Origin of the sequence: Indolivaga capnocytophagoides, assembly GCF_036511535.1 — a bacterium.
Taxonomy (GTDB): Bacteria; Bacteroidota; Bacteroidia; order Bacteroidales; family Dysgonomonadaceae; genus Dysgonomonas_A; species Dysgonomonas_A capnocytophagoides.
In genome coordinates, this window is sequence record NZ_AP028867.1 from 4,189,040 (window position 1) to 4,210,463 (window position 21,424).

Genomic DNA, 21,424 nt, shown 5'->3' on the forward strand with positions numbered 1-21,424 from the left:
CTTATAGCTTAATTATTGTGATTTTAAGGTCGGAGACCTTTTTCTGTTTTTATCTAGAGACAGAGATCCTTTTTTTCTTTTTATCTATGGTAAAAGAGTTCTTTAAATAACTGTAAAAATTATAGAAAAGGAAAAAGGTATCATCTGAAAAAATGTAATTTTGGCGTAACCTTTGTCACCTTTTTAGGTAATTGAGAATGAATAATTAATAATGATTGCTCACAATTGCTCATTAATCTTGTAACTTTTGTTACCTTTTTGGGGCGAATAGCCACAAACCTCTGAATGGCTTTTTCAGGTGGCAGCTAACCCTCTTTAGGGTACAGAGATATAAAAGTAACAATAGAAAATGTGCAATCTTGCTGTAACTTTTGTCACCTTTTTAGTCGAAAATTGCAGACTGATAACTGATTTTGAGATGTCTTTAAATAAATTCTTTTTAAAACAAATAATTGAAAATTTTCAATTCGAACCAACTTCGCAACAGGCAGAAGCATTGGAATTGATTACGAATTTTTTATTTCAACCTCAATCCGACGGTTTGTTTTTATTAAAAGGTTATGCCGGAACCGGAAAATCATCTCTAATCGGGGCTTTGGTAAAAACAATGACCGAACTGAAACAGAAAACCGTTTTGTTAGCCCCTACGGGACGTGCTGCTAAAGTGTTCGGAGCCTATGCTGATCATCCAGCTTATACTGTTCATAAAAAAATATACAGACAGAAGCGATTCTCCGATCAGGCGACGGATTTCGTTCCTATGGATAATCTGTATAAGGATACGCTGTTTATAGTGGATGAGGCTTCGATGCTGAGTAATGACGGTATCGATTCTTATATTTTCGGGTCGGGTCGAGTTTTGGACGATTTGATCCAATATGTATATGGTGGGGAAAATTGTCGTTTGTTATTGATCGGAGATGAGGCACAGCTTCCTCCCGTAATGCAGAAAGTAAGTCCGGCTTTGCAGATAGATACTCTTAAGGGATACGGATTGGATGTCTTCAGTACTACGATGACTCAGATTGTACGTCAGGGCGAAGGGTCAGGTATATTATATAATGCTACGGAAATTAGAAATGCGCTGTTGAATGAAACCACAGGATTATTTCCTAAGATTAAGCTGAATGATTTTCCGGATATAAAAAATGTCGGAGGAGACGAACTGATTGATACAATTAACGCCATGTACGATCGCGACGGAATAGACGACTGTATGGTGATCACCCGTTCTAATAAACGTTCGAATATTTATAATGATGGTATCCGTAACCGCATACTGTACAGGGAAGAAGAATTGTCGACAGGAGATATGTTGATGATTACAAAAAATAATTACTTTTGGACAGAGAATATCGATCAGGTTGATTTTCTGGCAAACGGAGAATTGGTAGAGATATTACGGGTACGTAAAACCCTGGAATTATATGGTTTCAGATTTGCCGATGTACTGGTAAAGCATCCCGATTATGATATAGAGTTGGAGTTGAAGATTTTATTAGATACCTTGCATTCCGAAACCACAGGGCTGTCGAAAGAAAAGAACGGTGAACTGTTTTATAATATTCTTGAAGATTATTCCGATATAAGATCTAATGCCGCTAAAATGCAAAAGATGAAAACAGATCCTTTCTATAATGCGGTTCAGGTAAAATACGGTTATGCGATAACATGCCATAAGGCTCAGGGAGGGGAATGGAAAAATGTATTTCTGGATATAGGATATATAACAGAAGAACATTTAGGTGTAAATTTTTACCGGTGGTTGTATACTGCGATAACGCGGGCAACGAAACATCTTTATTTCGTGAATCTGCCCGAAGAGTTCCTTTAATCGCGAAGAATGTTAATAAGTGCAAAATGAACGCTTCAAATGCAACATTTTGTAAATATATTCATCTTATAATTGAATGTTAAATCTGAATGGAAGAGTTGCAACTAATAGAAGGATGCAAAAGACAAGACCGAAAATCGCAACAGCTTGTATACGAAAAGTATGCGAGGGTGATGTATGGTATATGTCTGCGTTATGCATCTGAAAAGGAAGCTGCTCAGGATTTATTGCAAGACGGATTTATCAAAGTATTTATGAATATCAACTCGTTCGAAAACAAAGGTTCATTCGAAGGCTGGATGAAAAGAATCTTTGTAAATCTTGCATTAGAGAATATCCGGAAAGATAAAACAAAGAAAATGTACAGTGATGATATCGAAAATGTGTCGGATCTTGATATTATAGATGAAGCAGAAGGAGATATCGATGGAATTACTGAAGATGAATTATTGAAGATGGTTCAGGAATTACCGCAAGGATACAGATCGGTATTTAATTTATATGCAATAGAAGATTACTCACATAAAGAAATAAGCGAAATGCTAGGCATTGCCGAAGGTACATCACGCTCACAATATATAAGAGCCAGGGCTCTGTTACAAGAAAAAATAAAAGAATATTTTAAGCAATAATGGTTCCAGATAAAGATCATATAAAAAAGGTTTTTGCTTCAAAGCTGAAAGGCGTTGAGCAGGATCCTCCTGCATTTATGTGGGAGAGGATCGAGTCTGGTCTTATCGCTCAGGAGCGTAAGCCTAATACACGTAAACTGATATACAAAATTGCAGGATGGAGTACTGCGGCCGCAGCCGCTGTTGTAGCTTTTGGTTTATTCTTATTCTTGCCAAAAGGTGGTGAAGAGGCTCTGACAAACCATGTAGCAATAGTACAACCTATGCCGGAGCCGGAGCCCGCAGTTCCAGAGTCTCAGGTTGGGGATTCTGTTCTTCCGTCTATAGAAAAAGATAGCCATTCAACAAGAAATCAGTCGGGGAAAAGATCTTCTGAAATATTATTTGCTCATAGTGATAATACGGAAAAAGATAATAATACAGGAGTTATTGGTGCTGAAGATGTAAAAAAAGAAGAATTGGTTAAACCAGCTCTTTCTTCTCCAAATTCTTCTCAACCTGAAAAAAAAGAAATGCTCGCTGCATCGGCTCCCATAAAGAAGCAGGAGGAAAAGAAGTCTGAAGAAACTGATGCTGATCTACAAAGACAAATAGATGCTTTTGCAGCAGAAGGGCTCAAAACTGAAAAATTACTGGCTGATAATGCTGAGGCAGAATCGGTAAGTTCTTCTCACAAAGGTTTAGCTTTGGGGGTTAATGGAGGAGGAGCTTTCTCTAAAGCCGATGGATATAAACGTACGGTAGTGGCGATGGCTAATGCTGACCAACAATTTAGTCTCAGATCTGAAACCGTAAAGCTGGAACATAATCAGCCGATAACTTTTGGTTTATCTATAAACAAAAGGATAACAGACAGGCTGTCTATCGAAAGCGGGATAAACTATGCTTATCTGTCGTCTAAAATAAAATCGAAGTCTGCATCTTCTTATAGCCGTAACAATGCGCAATATTTTCACTATTTAGGTATACCGTTGACTCTTAACTATAATATTGCCGAATGGAACAGGTTGCGCTTATATATATCAGCCGGTGGAGCAATACAGAAAGATATTTACGGGCGGTTAAACCGAAGTGGCGGCATATCTCAATCGTCGGTTTCTGATAAGAAAAATATCTCGCAAAAAAACGTGCAGATGTCATTGACTTCTTCTGTTGGCATCAGCTATCCTATCTATGGAAATATGTCGGTATATACAAATGTAGGCGGGGCATATTATATTGATGCCAAGAATGAATATGAAACTATTTATTCGGATAAAAAGTGGCTGTTAAACTTGAATTTGGGTGTAAAATTTGGATTTTAAGGTCATAGTCTCTTTTGTTTTAGAGTAAGCATAACAGCCCGAGTATCTTACTATCTAAAAATGATCATTAAATACTTGTTGTTACTTAATATTAAAATATAAAACCATATAAAAATTATGAGAAAAACATGTCTGGGCTTATTTTCAGCCGCTATTTTAGGATTGTCTTTATCGTCGTGTCTGGGAGATGGAGGTGAGCAGTCGATAACATCACAAAATGAATTTGGTGTAATTAAAGTTGTTTCGGAGAGTGGTGTGTCAGTTACTGCTGCAACTATGGCGAGAGGAGTTAATATCACAGGAGGAGATATAACCAGTTATTCTGCAGGAGATGTGGTGCTTGTGTCATATAAAGCTAATTTGAATGATTTTATAAACTCTACAACTATTAAAGCTGAATATGCAACTATAGATGCTTCGAGTGGTGTTTTTAAAGTTGCAAATCAGGTATCTGTAACAGAAGGGTCGGTAGGTGATAATACTCCGAGTGCAAGTACTGCTTTTACCGGATTTACAAGCAAATATGGGAACAGTGCAGAGACTTTCTCTAACAGATGGTTGGTTTCGGTTTCTGCTAATATCAGAAAAGATCAGGAGATCAGAGGCATCGAATTGTATTATGATAAAAATGATCAGACACTACCTACAAATTTAGGTCTGACTTTACCTGAAGACGCAATTGTGTTGGATGTGAGATTGTTAAAGACAACTCCAACATCTGAAAGTACAGATACAGCTGTGAAATCGAAAGATATAGCTGTGGATCTGACATCTCTTAGAAGATTAAATCCGAAGCAGATGTCAGAAACAGCAACGGGTAAAACATTATACATCTGGTTGAGGTATCCAAAGTACACGACTTCTGATCAAAAGTATGCTGTAGCAGTTATGCAAAATGCATTTGGGATAACTTATTATACAACAAATTAAAGTTGAGAGATTTTTATAATATCCAATATACGACAGAGAGGTGCAACGATGTATCTCTCTGTTGTTTTTGTAGTCCTGTTCGACTAGAATAAAAAATATTTTTTTCTACCTTTGAGGTGAAAAATACCTTATAATATGAATTTCGATTTAACCCAGATACTGAGTGCATTTGTAGTATTATTCGCATTGATAGATGTTTTGGGATCTGTGCCCCTTTTTCTTAATTTTCAGAAGAATGGAGAAGATGTGAATCCTTTTCAGGCATCGATATATGCTTTCGCTATAATGACAGCATTTTTGTTTGTCGGTGATTGGGTGCTTCAGTTATTTAATGTGGATGTTTCTTCTTTTGCGATAGCCGGTGCTTTGGTTATCTTTATTATCTCGGTTGAAATGATCTTCGGGATAGAAGTGTTTAGGAATGATGCTCCCGGAGGATCGACAACATTGGTTCCTATAGTCTTTCCTTTGCTTGCGGGACCCGGAACATTTACTGCATTGCTGTCTATGCGAGCCGAATTCTTTGTCACTAACATTATTCTGGCTCTCCTCCTGAATATGGTTATCGTCTTCTTTGTACTGAAGAATTTATCATTTGTAAAGCGTTTGATGGGTGTCGGAGGAGTATATGTGATGCGTAAATTTTTTGGCATTATTTTAATGGCCATATCAGTCCGTCTCTTTACATCTAATTTATCTATACTATTGGAATCGTTTAAATGAGATTTACTGAATAAATTCTGAACTTACTTTTATCGTGGAATATATCCAAGTATTTGTTTGAATTTGTAATAGGCTGTACTTTTTACAGAGTAAAATATGGTCACATACCTATTTGTAGCTTTGTCAAGTATAACAACTTGAGCCTATTATTACATGAAAATATATCATTAAATACCTCGGTTTATTTGAATAGAAGGACATGTATACTTAAAATTGGAATACAAAGGCAAAACTATTTTTATAACCAAAAAAAAGAAGTATTTTTGTTACACTAAAGTCAGAAAGAAAGTATCATATTATATCATTTAACTAAAAATAAACCAAGCATGAAAATCGAACGTATTTTCGGTCGTGAAATTTTGGATTCAAGAGGTAATCCTACTATCGAAGTTGATGTAACTTTAGAATGTGGCGCTTTTGGCCGTGCAGCTGTTCCTTCAGGAGCATCTACAGGTGAGCATGAAGCTCTTGAACTTCGCGATGGAGACAAAAAAAGATATTTAGGAAAAGGTGTAACTAAAGCAGTAGATAACGTAAACAATGTTATCGCTCCTGCCTTGATTGGTGACTGCGCTTTAGATCAAAGAGGTATCGACTTGAAAATGATCGCTCTTGATGGTACTCCTACAAAATCTAAATTAGGTGCTAATGCTGTTTTGGGTGTATCTTTGGCTGTAGCAAAAGCTGCTGCTAATGCACTTGATATTCCATTGTATCGTTATATCGGAGGAACCAACACATATACACTTCCCGTACCTATGATGAACATCATCAATGGTGGATCTCACTCTGATGCTCCTATTGCATTTCAGGAATTTATGATTCGTCCGGTAGGTGCTGCTTCATTCAAAGAAGGTTTGCGTTGCGGTGCTGAAGTATTCCATGCATTGGCAAAAGAATTCAAAAGCAGAGGTTTAAGTACTGCAGTAGGTGATGAAGGTGGTTTTGCTCCAACATTGAACGGAACAGAAGATGCTTTGGATTCTATCCTTAAAGCTATCAAAGCTGCTGGTTACGAACCTGGAAAAGATGTAACAATCGGTCTTGACTGTGCTTCTTCTGAATTCTTCGATAAGACAGCTAAAGTATATGACTACTCTAAATTTGAAGGAGCAAACGGAGCTAAACGTACTTCTGCAGAACAAGTAGAATTCCTTGCAAGCCTTGTAGCTAAATATCCAATCGATTCTATCGAAGATGGTATGGATGAAAATGACTGGGATGGTTGGAAACAACTTACAGACAAACTTGGCGATAAAATTCAATTAGTAGGTGACGACTTGTTCGTAACTAACGTTGATTTCTTGAAAAAAGGTATCGAACTAGGTTGTGCTAACTCTATCCTTATCAAAGTAAACCAAATCGGTTCTTTAACTGAAACTTTGGATGCTATCGAAATGGCTCACCGTGCAGGTTATACTAGCGTAACTTCTCACCGTTCGGGTGAAACTGAAGATGCTACTATTGCTGACATCGCAGTTGCTACTAACTCAGGACAAATCAAAACAGGTTCGTTGAGCCGTTCAGACCGTATGGCTAAATACAACCAACTACTTCGTATCGAAGAAGAACTTGGTTCAAAAGCTGTTTATGGTTACAAACGCGTACAACGCGTGAAATAAGAAAATTAAGAAATTTCTTTATAACAACAAGAAGGGTGGAAGCTGGATCGTTTCCGCCCTTCTTTCTTATATTGAGGATAGGTGGCTTGTGAGATAAATAATTGGATATTCTGTATTTGAATGGATAAGCTAATCAAACATATCAGCCATTATCTCGGTTTGACTGAGGTAAGTATCGATCTCTATAAATATTTTGAGGTTAGAAAGATCAGGAAGAAGACTTCCTTATTGGAACAGGGGGAGGTTTGCAAGTACTACTATTTTGTGAATAGAGGATGTCTTAGAATGTACTTTTATCGGGATAACGGGTCTGAACAGATTACTCAGTTTGCGTTAGAAAATTGGTGGATAACAGATTATTCAGGATTGATGAATCAGTCTCCATCTGATTATTGTATTCAGGCAGTAGAAGACTCCGAAATATTGGCAATCAGTAGTTTAAACTATGAAAAGCTTTTGATGGAATATCCAATATTGGAGCGTTACTTTAGGCAGATGTATCAAAGAGCTTTAGCAGCATCTCAATTTCGTTTGAAATTGATTTTTGAGATGTCAAAAGAAGATATGTACTTGCATTTTAAAGGGGCTTTTCCGGATTTCATACAAAGAGTTCCTCAATATATGCTAGCCTCTTTTTTGGGGTTAACACCTGAATATTTAAGTGAACTTCGGAAGAAAAATTTATGATCTGAAAGCTTTCTTAAACCAGCTTAAGATTTCTAATCTTATAAATTGATAGTTTTGTGATCAGAACAAAACATATATAAGATGGAAAAATCAGTTAAGCTATCCGACAAATTTCACGAAGTCCTTCAACATGAAGGTGTAGTTGCTATTGTATCATGGACTGCAGATGATGCTCATGTTGCAAATACATGGAACTCATACCTTGTAGTGACAGATGATGAGAGAATACTAATTCCGGCATATGGGTTACGAAAAACACAGAAGAACATAGACGTGAACCATCAAATAAAGCTTACTTTAGGCTCGAAAGAGGTATTGGGATATAAAGACTATCAAGGAACAGGTTTTCTTGTAACAGGTACTGCTCGTTATCTGAGCTCGGGAGAAGAATTTGATATGATGAAAGAAAAATTCTCTTTTCTTACAAGAGTCTTAGAAGTAACCGTTATCAAAGCTAAGCAAACTTTATAGGGTCCAAGCATAGACTAAAAATAAAAGCTATCCATTTGGATAGCTTTTATTTTTTATAGAATAAGATTTTTGCGATCTTTATGCTTCAGGAAGATTCTTTGTTTCATCAGTCGGTTCGAATGTTCCTGCAGCTAAGCGTTTGTAGCTTTTCCAGCGCCACATAGCATTATTCTGAGCTGCTTCATACAATTCACTTGCTTCACCTGGATTAGATTTCTGCAAAGCTGTATAACGAACTTCATTACCTAAGAATGATTGGAACTTGGTCCAGTCAGGATCTTTGCTATCCATTGTGAATGGGTTCTTACCTTCTTCTTCCAACATTGGATTGTAACGCCATAGATGCCAGTATCCGCATTCTACTGCGAATTTTTCTTCATCTTGCGCATGTCCCATACCTTTACGTAAACCGTGGCTGATACATGGAGAATAAGCGATAATCAATGATGGTCCTTTGTATTCTTCGGCTTCTTTGAATGCCTTCAGACATTGCATCTGATTAGCACCCATTGCTACTTGAGCTACATATACATAACCGTAAGTTGTAGCAATCATACCTAGGTCTTTCTTACGTACTTTCTTACCTGCAGCAGCAAATTTAGCAACAGCCGCTACCGGAGTAGATTTAGAAGACTGACCTCCTGTATTAGAATAAACCTCAGTATCCAGAACCAGGATATTTACGTCTTCGCCCGAAGCTAATACGTGATCGACACCACCGAAACCTATATCATAAGCCCATCCGTCACCGCCAAAGATCCAGATAGAACGTTTTACTATATATTGTTTCAGCTCAACCAATTCTTTACATATAGCACATCCTTCTTGTGTACCGGCTTCGATTACCGGAAGGATTTCTTTATAAAGTTCTTTTGTTTTATCAGCTTCTGATTTGTTATCAATCCATGATTGGAATAGTTCTTTAGTTGAAGCAGAAGTACCTTCCAAAGCGATTGCTTGTTTCATTAATTTCTCGATTCTATCTCGCATTGTAATGTTTGCAAGAGCGAATCCAAGACCAAACTCAGCATTGTCTTCGAACAAAGAGTTAGCCCAAGCCGGACCTTTGCCTTCTTCGTTAGTTGTATAAGGTGTTGCAGGTGCAGAACCTCCATAGATTGAAGAACATCCTGTAGCATTGGCAATCAACATTCGGTCACCGTAAAGTTGAGTAACAAGTTTTACGTAAGGAGTTTCTCCACAACCCGAACATGCACCTGAGAACTCGAATAATGGAGTTGCAAATTGTGAATTTTTCACATTTTGTTTAACATCCACTAAGTGAGCTTTGCTGGTTACATTTGCAACCATAAAGTCCCAGTTGTTTTGTTCCGGATATTGACCTCCGATTTCAACCATTTCAAGAGCACTTTGTCCTTTTTTACCAGGACAGATATCAGCACAGTTACCGCAACCAAGACAGTCAAGAACGTCAACCTGTATACGGAATCCCATTCCATCGAATTGTTTTCCCTGAGCTTTCAACAATGATGCACTTTCAGGAGCTTTTGCTTGTTCGTTTGCATCCAGTACGAATGGACGGATTGTAGCGTGAGGACAAACATAAGCACATTGATTACATTGGATACAGTTTTCCATGTGCCATACAGGAACGAATGCAGCTACACCACGTTTTTCGTAGAATGTAGTACCATTGTCCCAAGTTCCGTCCTCGCGACCAACGAATGCCGATACCGGAATATCATATCCTTTTTGAGCATTAACAGGACGAACAACTTGTTTGATGAAATCAGGAGCATCATCATCTGTAGGTTTACCTACTGTGATGTTTGCCCATTCTGCAGGTACTTCTACTTTTTCAATTTCGATACCTCTGTCAACTGCCGCATAGTTCTTATTGATTACATCTTCACCTTTACGTCCATAAGACTTAACGATGAATTTCTTCATTTGTTCTACTGCTAATTCGTAGGGAATTACATTAGAAATCTTGAAGAATGCAGATTGAAGAATTGTATTTGTACGTCCTCCAAGACCAATTTCTGTCGCAATTTTAGTTGCATTGATGATATAGAAATTGATGTTGTTAACAGCAAGATATTTTTTTACATTATCAGGTAAATAGTTGCCTACATCTTCCTTACTCCATACAGAGTTAAGAAGGAAAGTTCCGTTTTTCTTCAACCCTTTAGTTACATCATAAAGATGTAGATAAGCAGGAACGTGGCATGCTACGAAGTTTGGTGTGTTAACCAAATAGGTAGAACGGATTGGGTGATCACCAAAACGAAGGTGAGATGATGTGAAACCTCCTGATTTTTTAGAGTCATAAGCAAAGTATGCCTGACAATATTTGTTGGTATTTTCACCGATGATTTTTACAGTATTTTTATTTGCTCCTACTGTACCGTCAGATCCTAATCCATAGAATTTTGCTTCGTAGTTTGAATCATCTACAGAAACTTCATCTTTCAATGGAAGTGATTTGAAAGTAACGTCGTCTACGATACCGATTGTGAAATCATTCTTAGGAAGATTCATCGCAAGATTTTCGTATACAGACATAATTTGAGAAGGAGTGGTGTCTTTTGAAGACAAACCATAAATACCACCGACAATAGTCGGAGCATCTTCTTTTCCGTAGAAACAGTCTTTAACATCTAAATAAAGAGGTTGTCCTAGAGCTCCAGGTTCTTTAGTACGGTCAAGAACTGCGATTCTTTTAGCTGTTTTAGGAACAGCAGCCATGAATGCTTCAGCCTTGAACGGACGGTATAAGTGAACTGCAACAAGACCAACTTTTTCACCTTTTTCGTTAAGGAAGTCAACAGTTTCTTTAATGGCTTCTGTAACAGAACCCATAGCGATAATTACTCTTTCTGCATCTTCTGCTCCGTAGTAATCAAATAAACCATATTTACGTCCTGTGATTTTTGCTATTTCAGTCAGATATTTTTCAACAATCTCAGGTACAGCATCATAATATTTATTAGATGCTTCACGAGATTGGAAGTAAATATCATCATTCTGAGCAGTACCTCTTGTTACCGGTTTTTCTGGATTAAGAGCTCTCTCTCTGAATTCTTTAAGAGCTTTTTGATCAATAAGAGGAATTAGGTCTTCCTGATCCATCAATTCGACTTTCTGTATTTCGTGAGAAGTACGGAATCCGTCAAAAATATTCATAAAAGGAATACGAGCTTCGAGTGTTGCCAAATGAGGAACAGCTGAAAGATCCATTACTTCTTGTACAGAACCTGAGAAGAACATCGCAAAACCTGTCTGGCGTGCAGCCATAACGTCTTGATGGTCTCCGAATATTGATAGAGCCTGAGCCGCAAGTGCACGGGCTGATACATGAAATACAGAAGGCAACAGCTCTCCTGCAATCTTGTACATATTAGGAATCATCAACAAAAGACCTTGTGATGCCGTATAAGTAGTGGTTAATGCTCCTGCCTGAAGCGATCCGTGTAAAGCTCCTGCAGCACCTGCTTCAGACTGCATTTCTTGTACTCTGAGCAATTCTCCGAAAATATTTTTTCGGCCGGCGGCAGCCCATTCATCAACGTACTCAGCCATAGTTGATGAGGGTGTGATAGGATAAATCGAAGCTACTTCACTGAACATATATGATATGTGTGCAGCAGCTTGGTTACCATCACAGGTTAAAAATTTTTTTTCTTTTGCCATACTCTGTAATAGTTGATTATTTAGTTGTTTACTTAAACTGTTTAAACCTGAGTCTTTGGCTCTAAGTGCAGGATTATGTTTATTAATCAATTATCCTCAGTGCAAAATACTCATTTCTTTATTGAACTATATTTTTTAGCCTTTCTTCAATTGGCACAATCATTTTTCGTGCCTATATACCTGACGAATTATAATGGTAAGGTCGGCGACCTTAATATAAGAACCCGAACAACCACAGAGGGATAGTATTATTTTCACCTATCTCCATCATTTCGGCTGTTGTGTACAAATCCGTTTTTTTATTGTTCTTGGGTTTCGAATCATCCACTTTGAAAACAAACTTTTTATCTTCATCTTCAACTATAAATACACCAGCTTTGCTTCCTTTCTTCAAACGAGAGTTGTTGTGATGCAGTTGGTTGTAGAAAAAAGTTTCACGTAATGCGTGATCATCTGCCACTCCCGGTTTCATTGCGAAGATCAGGTTTGTATTGTGCATATAAACCAAATCAGGCTTTTTGGGAAACTCTTCGCCTTCTCTATACAGTAAGTTGATTAATCGGGCACTTTTCAGATAATCCAGATAATTGGTTACTGTCGCTCTGGAAATTTCACAATCGACACTTAGCTGGCTGATATTGGGTTTCCCCGGAGCTGTTATAGACAGAAGATATAGTAGCTTTCTGAGTTTAGGCAGGTACGATTGTTCTATTTGTTTGATTGAGAGAACATCTATCTCAAGCATCATATTGATTGTCTTCAACAGGTTTTCCGAGAAATTTCTTTTCTCTAGAAAAAACGGATAATAACCATGATGTATATAGTCTCTGAAATATGCCAAAGGTTTTACTTTATTACATATTTCTGTTGCTATCGCCTTATGATTTGTGATAATATCTTCAAGCGAGATTGGTTCGAGGTTATTGTCTGTAATGATATTAAGGAATTCACGGAACGAGAATCCTCTTAAATTATAATGTTTTACTATTCCCGACAGGTCAGGGTTTTCGTCAAGTTTCATGACTGTAGAGCATGTGAAAATGATTTTCAATGCTGGAAACTTTTCATGACAGGTTCTCAGTTCGGCTGCCCAGTTGGGGTATTTGAATACCTGATCGATAAGTAGAATTTTACCACCTTTGAAGAAAAATTCTTCGGCAAACTCATATAATCCTCTGCATGTAAACGAGAAATTGTTCATGTTGATATACAGGCAATCCCGTTTATCTAAGTCACAGTGTTTTTTCGCAAACTGCAATAAAAACGTAGTTTTTCCCACACCCCTAGTACCTTTGATTGCAATCAAACGGTGATTCCAGTCTATTTCGTCCATCAGACGTCTTTCTACCGGGTTTCCGAGGTGTTCAACTAAATATTTATGTGTTCTAAAAAAAGACTCCACAGATCCATTAATTTATTAATAGCAAGTACTTAATGACATATTCCAAGGCAATAACTACCTGTTCTTCTTATGCCCAAAAAGGCACAGAACCTTAATTCACACGAAGGTAATTGTTTTTTATCTTATTGCAAAGTCAACTTTGCATTTTTATTCTTTTTTCTTGTTTTTAAGTAACAGCAAGTATTTAGGAATATACTTTTAGTCTATAACAGAATTTGGTTGTTTTACTTACTAAAGCAATAGATAAGTCTGAGACTTTAATTACGGAAAATACCGCTTTTGAATAATAAGATATTCTGGAGAGTTTTTTAATCTTGTTATCCAGTTGTTTAGAGAATCCAGAAGGATTGGCGACTGTTCTCTGACAGCCCAGCCTTCGAGGTGTGTAAATCCGATGTCTGTATTGATATCGATCTCAGGGATCTGAGAAGCCAGCTTCTCAGCCGTTTTTATATCGCATACAGTATAGTCTATATCTTTAGAAGCTACCATCATGGCTAATTGGTTGACTTCGTACAGGCTGTCTTCGGCGATGAATATGCTGTCCCCGATTTCGTGGGCTAAATTGTTTATTCGGACTTTATAAGGTGAATTGACTGGTATGTGAAACGTTTTATTAGCCAGATCCAAATGATTCTTAATAGGCTCCATCCCGTCGTTATATTCAGCCTTTCGTTGAATTAGTACCAGTTTGTTGTATAATATAGTTGATGTGAATTTGTATTGACTTCTCAGGTTTGTATTGATCGGAATGTTTCTTGCAACCAAATCGTATTTACCCGATTCGAGGCCTTCGAAGCATTTGTCAAGGCTGTTTTCCAAAGATATCTCAAACTTGAGGTTTGAATATTTTTCAATGGCAGCTAATATATCGTGATTGTATCCGGCTATGGTATCGGATGATGGGTAATATCCTACCGGATCCATATTTGTAACTATCCGAAGTACTCCGGATTTTGCTATCTCGGGGTAGTCCGGGATTTTTCTGTCAGCCATAAGCTTATAAAGAGACGTGCCTATACCAATAATTAAGACGGCTATTATTGTCAGTCTGATATATTTGCTCTTCATATTATAATCCGATTAAGTTAATCTGTGAAATTCCATGATAAGCCCATTTTGAAAATCATAGGGTTGACTGGATAATGGGCTGCAGAGAAGTATCTCGAATTACTAAAGTCTTTACCTATATTATACATCATTACAAATATGCGGGTTTTCTTCAAATGAAAATTCGCATAGGCGTTGATAAGAGGAAAGTTACCGACTTTAGTTTCTGTTTGGTTTTGAAACTGAAGCAAAACAGGATCGTATCCGGGGCCATAGTATTCTGTGAAATACCTGGCGTCGACACCTAGCTGTATGCCTAATACTTTAGCTAACTTTAAGTTCAGATACAGGTTACTGTATATATTTATTTTCGGTAGGGGTAGTACATCTTCGTTTGAACTGGTCTGGAATACTACCTGATTATCCCAATGTAAGGCTTTGAATTTTAGATTCTGATCTAAACTCAATGATACTACCTGAATATTTTTATCAGCTTGTAGGATATCTGTAGTATTATTTCTTATTGTGGATGCAGGTGTTGTCGCAGATGTGTAAGAATAGTAAATATAGTTTTGCAGATTCTCGACACCTCCTTTTATTCGGGTTTGGGTTTGGGGAATAATGATTTCACCTCCTATATATATTCTTCTTATATCACTGAAATCGTTGTCATAGTTATACAATTTCGATCTGTAATGATTCTCAAAGAAGGTCGGTTTTAGATTCTTTATATACGCTTCGGCTTTTATTATGGCATCTTTACCTTTAATGTTGATTCGTGACGAAATATCTGCTGTTAGTCTGGATTCTCCTATGTTGTATCCTAGTACGCCGAAGGCCGCCGAAAGGTTGTAGCGCAAGAGGTTTCCTTTGTCTTTGGATAGTACTCCCCCTATTGTAGTGGAGTTTTGCGAAAATTGCTGACTGCTATAAGCCGGATATTTGTCTCCTGGAACTTGGTATTTCCGCATATCTTGTTCGATAAACGCTTTTAATCCGAATTTTACCCAAGGTCTGAACCCTTCATTTAATGCTATAGCCAATGTGTTCTTGAAAGACCAGTAAGACATTCTGTCGCTGATAGACCCATTGTCTAATTCTAATTCAGGATCTACGACATAGTTGTACAGAGAATCTATTCCGTTAGAATTGGATAGAAAGTGGCGTTGTTGATCGGTATAGTTATTCGTCAATATGATGCTTGCTACCGGAACGAAGGTTTCATCATCATCGTCTTTTCTGTATCCTACACTGTATTTGTTGGTTAAGAAAATATGTCTCCCCCGCATCTTGTTCCATGTTTCATCCAGAGCGGTTAAGAATTCCTGTGTTTTATTAGTATTAACCTGTTTACCTCCAACATTACCCGAAAGATATCCATCATCGGCGAGACCTCCGTTTTCTGAGTTAGTGTAATTATTATTTGCGATAAAGGCATGCATTTGATAGTTATCAGTCCTATAGCTTGCCCAGATGTCGTAGTTGTTTTGTTTATTAGCAAGAGATGCATAGTATCCACGGGCATAGAGGTAATCGATATTGAATCCGAAACTGAGTTTTTTATTCAAACTGATAGCCATCTCTCCCGAAAAGCGTTCTTCTTTACTTATACTACTTCCTCCTGATTGGTAGAAGATATTTGAGTATGGACGTTTGGTGTCTATAAACCTCTGATTTCCGGGTCGCTTATACATATAGCTGAAAGCATCGAGGAAATTGAACTGAGATGTTTCATCCCTGTCGAAGAATATTCTCGATTGAGCAGGAGACCCTATATTACCCAGATATGTCATTGCTACATCAGATCCTTCAACCAGCGTTTCGTTATGAAAATTAGTGAACATTGTATCCATTGGTATAGGTATACGTTCGCCAAATCTTTCATCGATATTCCATGCGGGGATAGCAGGCGGGACTTTGCTCAAAGAGTCAGCCATGTTTGCTCTTGCTAAAGAGTCGCTTGGTATTACAGGTCGAGGGCGGGATTGCTGCTTGGGCTCGATCTGCTGCATAAGACTGTCATTGTCAAAGATAAAACGAGGGGTTTGTGCACTTGCATTAAGTACACTTATATATATAATAGCTAATATAAAAGCGAATCTTTTCATCGGCGCAAACTTACATAAAAAAACGAAAAGGTTTATGGCTTTTTTCGTGAATTGTAGTTAAAGGGTATTCAGTCCTTTTTGCTCGATTTGTCATGGATGGCCAATAGGGCAATGATTCCGCAATTGAGTAATTTATCCGGATCTAATCGATTCTTTTTGTTAATACAAGCCTTTGAGTAACTACATCAGGTATTTCGTCTTCGTAATGAGTCACGTATATCAATGATTTTTCTTCAGTGCAGAATTGTTCTATAATTGATTTTATGTGTTTCTTGTTGTTTGCATCAAGTCCATGAAGAGGTTCGTCAAGAATTAAAAGATCAGGGTTTTTGACAAATACTCTGGCTAACAATATAAGCCGCTGCTCGCCCGTTGATATATTTAGGAAAGATGTGTCTTTTATATGGTCTATGCCAAAGGATTTCATCCATTCGAGAGCAACCGCTTCTTGTTCTTCGTTACACTTCCGGTATAGGCCTATTGTGTCGAAGAATCCGGAGCCGACTACATCAAGGCATTTCACATTCTTGAGATAATACAAGTGCATTTCCGGAGATACATATCCGATTCTTTTTTTTATGTCCCAAATGCTTTCTCCGGATCCGCGTTTTCTGTCAAATAAGGTTATGTTATTTGCATAAGCCTGAGGATTATCTCCTGATATCAAACTTAATAAGGTCGATTTTCCTGCTCCGTTTTCACCAAGTAAAGCCCATTTTTCGCCTCTTTTTACCTCCCAGTTCAGATCTTTTAATATTGTGCGTGATCCATATCTGACAAGTATGTCTGTTAGATTTAGTGCTTTTTCGAAATCAGTGTTATCGATGTTATATTTAGCTTCGTTGATTAAGTCTGTTATTTCAGATCTGAATAATCCGGATTGAAATTCAAGATTGTTTCTGAAATCATCCGGATTCATTATCGGTAACAGAGTCATCTTTTTTATTGGAAGAATATGGGTTATACATTCAGGCAAGTCTTTCGGGTCGGACAAAACGAGCCCTATCTGAATGCTTTCCAGTTTTGATAACCTTTCCAGTACGTCATTAAGTATTCTTCTGGACTTTTTATCCAGTCCGATAAACGGATTATCCAGAATAAGTAGGCGTGGTCTGTTTAATAAAGATCGTATGATGAGGGTTTTACGTAGTTCGCCGCTTGAAAGCAAATTGATCGGTTTTTCTATCAGATCTTCTATGCCGAAAGAGCGAACAAGCGTTTCTACCCATTGAGGATCTCCTTTCGAGAAGAGCTCTTTAACGAATGGTACTTCATGTTCATCTCCTGCGTTCCATCGTTGTTGGTAATAGCTGTTTTGTATGTCGACAAGGCTATATATGTCACTGAAAGCAACACTCTTGACTAATTTGTTGGAGCTTTCATTTCTGAGAGTTTTGATTTCTCCCGATTTAAGTGCATGTTTAGAGGTGAGTATATCTATCAGTAATGTTTTACCAGCACCGTTTGCACCGATAATAGCCCAATTTTCACCGGCTTTGATTTTCCAATTGATAGGTGTCTTGAATGCAAGATTTTGCAAACGGGGGATTCCCCCGTTTATTTCTATTATTGTATCCTCGTTCATTAAAGCTTATTCTGTTTTATTCTACTTGTATTGCTTGCGGGTGTTTCTGTCTTGTTGCAGGAAGATTGAAAGTTTGTATAACATTTTCCTCTATATGTACTGCTAATGTTTCTACCGCAATGTGTAAGCAATCGGCAACGTTTTTATATATTTGAATTAAAGGAGTATCGGAAACATCTGTTTCACAGAAAAGCCTGTCTATCGGAATTTCCTGTAGAGCCTCGGCGTTAAATTTCTCTCCAATGGAAAAATAGAAGCCATGAGATACCAATTGTCTGGTAAGTTCGGGTTTTCCTCTGTAGCCATGTGCAATCCATGGCTGATGGGGTTTTATTGTCTTTTTTATGTGCAATAAGTCGTCCCACGCTTTAACACAATGTATAATAAGGGGTTTTTGAAGTTTCTCGGCAAGTTCTACTTGTTGGATGAAAACTTCTTTCTGAGTGTTTAAGTCAGGACCTTTGAGTTTATCCAGACCTGCTTCTCCGATAGCTACAATCCGTGGATCGTTGGCTATTTCTTGTAGAAATTTGATTTGTGGATCTGCGTCTTCTGAGTACCATGGATGTACTCCGCACGAAAACCATGGGTATTGTTCACTATCTTTAGCGTATTCAAATCCAAGTGGATATACATTTAATATATAATGTAATCTTTGCCTCGGGACGCCATCATCATCAGCCCCGCCCGTGACCGAATCGTGCGTATGTATGTCATATAAGTCCATAATTGTAAAAATCTAGAAGTTGCAAGTTAGCCAAAACTTTTAAAAAACGGATAAATAGGAACTATTTTTTTCTTGAGCCAGTCTTGATGCTTATTGAAAGTATTATTTTTTATATAAATCAGTATAATGAAAAACGCTGACAGATATTGTCAGCGTTTTTTCTTGAGGCGGCTATTAATGAAATAGCAATAAGATCAGAACCTTTATTTTCTGTTTTTTACATATTTTTCGAGCCATTGATCTTGTTCCCAAAGAGTATGTAGGATCGATTCTTTAGCGGCATATCCATGACTTTCAAGAGGTAATATGACTAACCGAGCCGGAGCTCCCAACCCTTTTAATGCCGCAAAATAGCGTTCACTCTGTAGCGTAAATGTACCCGAATTATTATCGTTTCCTCCATGAATTAATAATATGGGGGTTTTCATCTTATCGGCATGCATAAAAGGAGACATTGCATTATATACATCTGTTGCCTCCCAATAGTTGCGTTCTTCAGACTGAAATCCAAATGGAGTCAATGTTCTGTTATAAGCTCCGCTGCGAGCTATACCTGCAGCAAAAAGATCAGAATGAGTCAATAAGTTGGCAGTCATAAAAGCACCATATGAATGACCCCCGACAGCAACTTTTCGCCGATCTATATAACCCAAGCTGTCCACAGCATCGATGGCTGCTTTTGCATTGGCAACTAATTGTTTGATGTAAGTATCATTTGGCTCTTCATTCCCTTCTCCGATAATAGGAAAAGCAGCATCGTCCAAGATTGCATATCCTCTGGTGACCCAATAAATAGGCGATCCGTATGAAGGGTATATAAACTCATTTGGATTAGTCGTGTTTTGTCCGGCATTATCTTTGTCTTTATATTCAGTAGGATATGCCCACATTATCATAGGCAGCTTATCTTTTTTATTCAGATCATATCCGGCAGGCAGGTATAATGTTGCAGATAAATCTACGCCATCGGCTCGTTTGTATTTAATTACTTGTTTGTGTACTCCGCTTATTGCTTTGAAAGGGTTTTCGAAATGAGTAAGGGCTATAGGCGCTATTCGTTTTTTTGTATTCAATATATAATAGTTCGGGTATTCAGTCGGCGATTCGAGGCTTACCAGAATCTCCCCTGTTTTGCTATCGATAATAGAACTTATCTCTAGCTTTTTATCAGTATAACCTGACTGGAATATACGTTTGGTCTTTTTAGTATTAAGATCTATTTCATCGATAAAAGGAAATTGTCCTTTAGCTGTAAATCCTTTTCCGACCAAATATGCTTTTCCTGCATTTATAGAAAGAGTGTATTCTCCATAGAGGTTGCGTTGAGTATCAAAATCTCCCGGATCTCCATATGTATCTTCCGAACTGCGATCAAAAATGACAGAGGCTTCTTTAGTACCACTTGGGTCGAATACATATGTTTTAACGTTACGTGTATTCCACCATCTGTCATACAAGACAGCAGTATTATCATTTCCCCATATAATTCCGGCATAGCGGTTGATTGTTTTCACTACACTTTTAGGCTCTCCCGAAAAAGGAGCATCTAGAGTAAATACTTCATCTCTATAATCGGCTTTTACTGCCGGGTCTCCGTTGTCTAAAGCTTCTACCCAATATATAGTCGAAGGTTTGTCTTTTCGCCAGGTTATGTTTCTTCTGCCTTGTTGTACAGCCATAAACCCTTTTGGTAATTCTTCAACTAATGGTTTATCATTGATTTCTTTAACTAGAGATCCATCCAGATTATATATTGTGCTTTTCATCGGAAACCGCGAAAACGGCACAAGGTAAGAATACGGACGATGCAATGTTGTAAGCATGATATAACTTCCATCCGGAGAAATAGACTCATCAACATAAAGATCCTTGGCTTTCCATAGTGTTTTTTGTCCATTCAGATCTAATTTATACAACTCTGAATAAACTAATGTTTCGAAGTTGTCTTCGTCATTCTTGTTTTTCAACAAATCCTGATAAGTGCGATTTTGTGCTTTAGATCCGGCTTCACTTACAGATACAGTCGGACCGCTAGGGATAGTTTCTTTGGTATTGATCAATCCCTTCCTGTCTGTCGGTAATACTTTGATAAGAAATCCCAGACCATCCTTTAGCCAAGTAAAGGGACTCCCCATATTGGCGTTGAGTATGCCTTCGGTTAGTTTAAAGGCTTTCCCCGTCGAAAAATCAAAGCACCACAGTTCAATGCCTTTATCTGATGTATTTGTAAATGCAACTTTTGACTCATCGGGTGAAAATGAGAAATATGCTAATTGGGCATCCGTCGGCAGGCCTTGAACTTGTTGAAGTGCCGCCATACGTCCATGTTTGTATTTTAGATTGGTATTATAAATTACCGTACTTGAAATATTCTTCAGAGGATCGAGTCTTAACCCTGCCAGCTTCATCTCTTCGGTCGATAATTCGGATAGAGTCTTATATGTATTCCGATACCGAAAAAGAATATTCTGTTTTTTGCTATCCATTAGTAATGCCGGTACACGTTCATAGTCTGCCAATTCCAGAATCTCTTTTGGCGGTTTTTGATACGTTAAATTCTCTTGGGCTGCAACTCCTCCAAGGTAGCCAAGTAAAATTGCTAAAAAATAAAGACGTTTCATAAGTGTATTTTTTTAATTAGATAAGTAGTTTATGCTATGGGTTTGTATAGTAACCAAAGTTATTAAAAGATAAC

General features: G+C 37.7%; 15 protein-coding genes. 8 read left to right on the forward strand and 7 right to left on the reverse strand.

Going from position 1 to position 21,424, the window contains the following annotated elements; genetic code table 11:
• Positions 1 to 418 precede the first annotated feature (418 nt).
• The 8 genes from AABJ51_RS16625 (at position 419) to AABJ51_RS16660 (ending at position 8,203) form a co-directional block, all read left to right on the forward strand.
• Complete coding sequence (locus AABJ51_RS16625; protein WP_338373455.1) at positions 419 to 1,834, forward strand: ATP-dependent DNA helicase; 1,416 nt, start codon at positions 419 to 421, stop codon at positions 1,832 to 1,834.
• 89 nt (positions 1,835 to 1,923) lie between these two features.
• Positions 1,924 to 2,466 carry an RNA polymerase sigma factor gene (locus AABJ51_RS16630; protein WP_026628126.1) on the forward strand — a complete coding sequence of 181 codons (543 nt, stop codon included), beginning with the start codon at positions 1,924 to 1,926 and terminating at the stop codon, positions 2,464 to 2,466.
• Complete coding sequence (locus tag AABJ51_RS16635; RefSeq protein WP_338373456.1) at positions 2,466 to 3,770, forward strand: outer membrane beta-barrel protein; 1,305 nt, start codon at positions 2,466 to 2,468, stop codon at positions 3,768 to 3,770. The genes AABJ51_RS16630 and AABJ51_RS16635 overlap by 1 nt, the downstream gene beginning before the upstream one ends.
• A gap of 117 nt (positions 3,771 to 3,887) precedes the next feature.
• The gene (locus AABJ51_RS16640) at positions 3,888 to 4,700 is read left to right on the forward strand and encodes a hypothetical protein (protein ID WP_338373457.1); all 813 of its coding nucleotides are present in this window, start codon (positions 3,888 to 3,890) and stop codon (positions 4,698 to 4,700) included.
• A gap of 135 nt (positions 4,701 to 4,835) precedes the next feature.
• Positions 4,836 to 5,423, forward strand: coding sequence for a MarC family protein (locus AABJ51_RS16645; protein ID WP_026628129.1), 588 nt, complete (start codon positions 4,836 to 4,838; stop codon positions 5,421 to 5,423).
• A gap of 326 nt (positions 5,424 to 5,749) precedes the next feature.
• On the forward strand, positions 5,750 to 7,045 hold the full coding sequence (gene eno / locus AABJ51_RS16650) for a phosphopyruvate hydratase (protein ID WP_026628130.1): 1,296 nt from the start codon (positions 5,750 to 5,752) through the stop codon (positions 7,043 to 7,045).
• A 120-nt stretch (positions 7,046 to 7,165) separates the two neighbouring features.
• Positions 7,166 to 7,732 carry a Crp/Fnr family transcriptional regulator gene (locus AABJ51_RS16655; RefSeq protein ID WP_321577305.1) on the forward strand — a complete coding sequence of 189 codons (567 nt, stop codon included), beginning with the start codon at positions 7,166 to 7,168 and terminating at the stop codon, positions 7,730 to 7,732.
• 81 nt (positions 7,733 to 7,813) lie between these two features.
• Positions 7,814 to 8,203, forward strand: coding sequence for a pyridoxamine 5'-phosphate oxidase family protein (locus tag AABJ51_RS16660; RefSeq protein ID WP_321577306.1), 390 nt, complete (start codon positions 7,814 to 7,816; stop codon positions 8,201 to 8,203).
• A gap of 78 nt (positions 8,204 to 8,281) precedes the next feature.
• Here AABJ51_RS16660 and nifJ read toward each other — a convergent pair whose 3' ends face one another.
• From nifJ to AABJ51_RS16695, 7 genes are all read right to left on the reverse strand, one after another.
• Positions 8,282 to 11,857 (reverse strand): pyruvate:ferredoxin (flavodoxin) oxidoreductase, encoded by a 3,576-nt coding sequence (gene nifJ, locus AABJ51_RS16665; protein WP_338373458.1) that lies wholly within the window; start codon positions 11,855 to 11,857, stop codon positions 8,282 to 8,284.
• Positions 11,858 to 12,068: 211 nt separating this feature from the next.
• Positions 12,069 to 13,259 (reverse strand): ATP-binding protein, encoded by a 1,191-nt coding sequence (locus AABJ51_RS16670; RefSeq protein ID WP_338373459.1) that lies wholly within the window; start codon positions 13,257 to 13,259, stop codon positions 12,069 to 12,071.
• A gap of 261 nt (positions 13,260 to 13,520) precedes the next feature.
• A complete protein-coding gene (locus AABJ51_RS16675; RefSeq protein WP_338373460.1) occupies positions 13,521 to 14,330 on the reverse strand; it encodes a transporter substrate-binding domain-containing protein in 810 nt (269 codons plus the stop codon).
• 17 nt (positions 14,331 to 14,347) lie between these two features.
• Positions 14,348 to 16,417: a putative porin gene (locus AABJ51_RS16680; RefSeq protein WP_338373461.1), complete on the reverse strand. Its 2,070-nt coding sequence runs from the start codon at positions 16,415 to 16,417 to the stop codon at positions 14,348 to 14,350.
• A 142-nt stretch (positions 16,418 to 16,559) separates the two neighbouring features.
• Positions 16,560 to 18,002, reverse strand: a complete 1,443-nt coding sequence (locus tag AABJ51_RS16685) for an ATP-binding cassette domain-containing protein (protein WP_288210127.1) — start codon at positions 18,000 to 18,002, stop codon at positions 16,560 to 16,562.
• 16 nt (positions 18,003 to 18,018) lie between these two features.
• Positions 18,019 to 18,729 (reverse strand): TatD family hydrolase, encoded by a 711-nt coding sequence (locus AABJ51_RS16690; RefSeq protein WP_338373462.1) that lies wholly within the window; start codon positions 18,727 to 18,729, stop codon positions 18,019 to 18,021.
• Positions 18,730 to 18,932: 203 nt separating this feature from the next.
• Positions 18,933 to 21,350 (reverse strand): S9 family peptidase, encoded by a 2,418-nt coding sequence (locus AABJ51_RS16695; RefSeq protein WP_338373463.1) that lies wholly within the window; start codon positions 21,348 to 21,350, stop codon positions 18,933 to 18,935.
• Positions 21,351 to 21,424 lie beyond the last annotated feature (74 nt).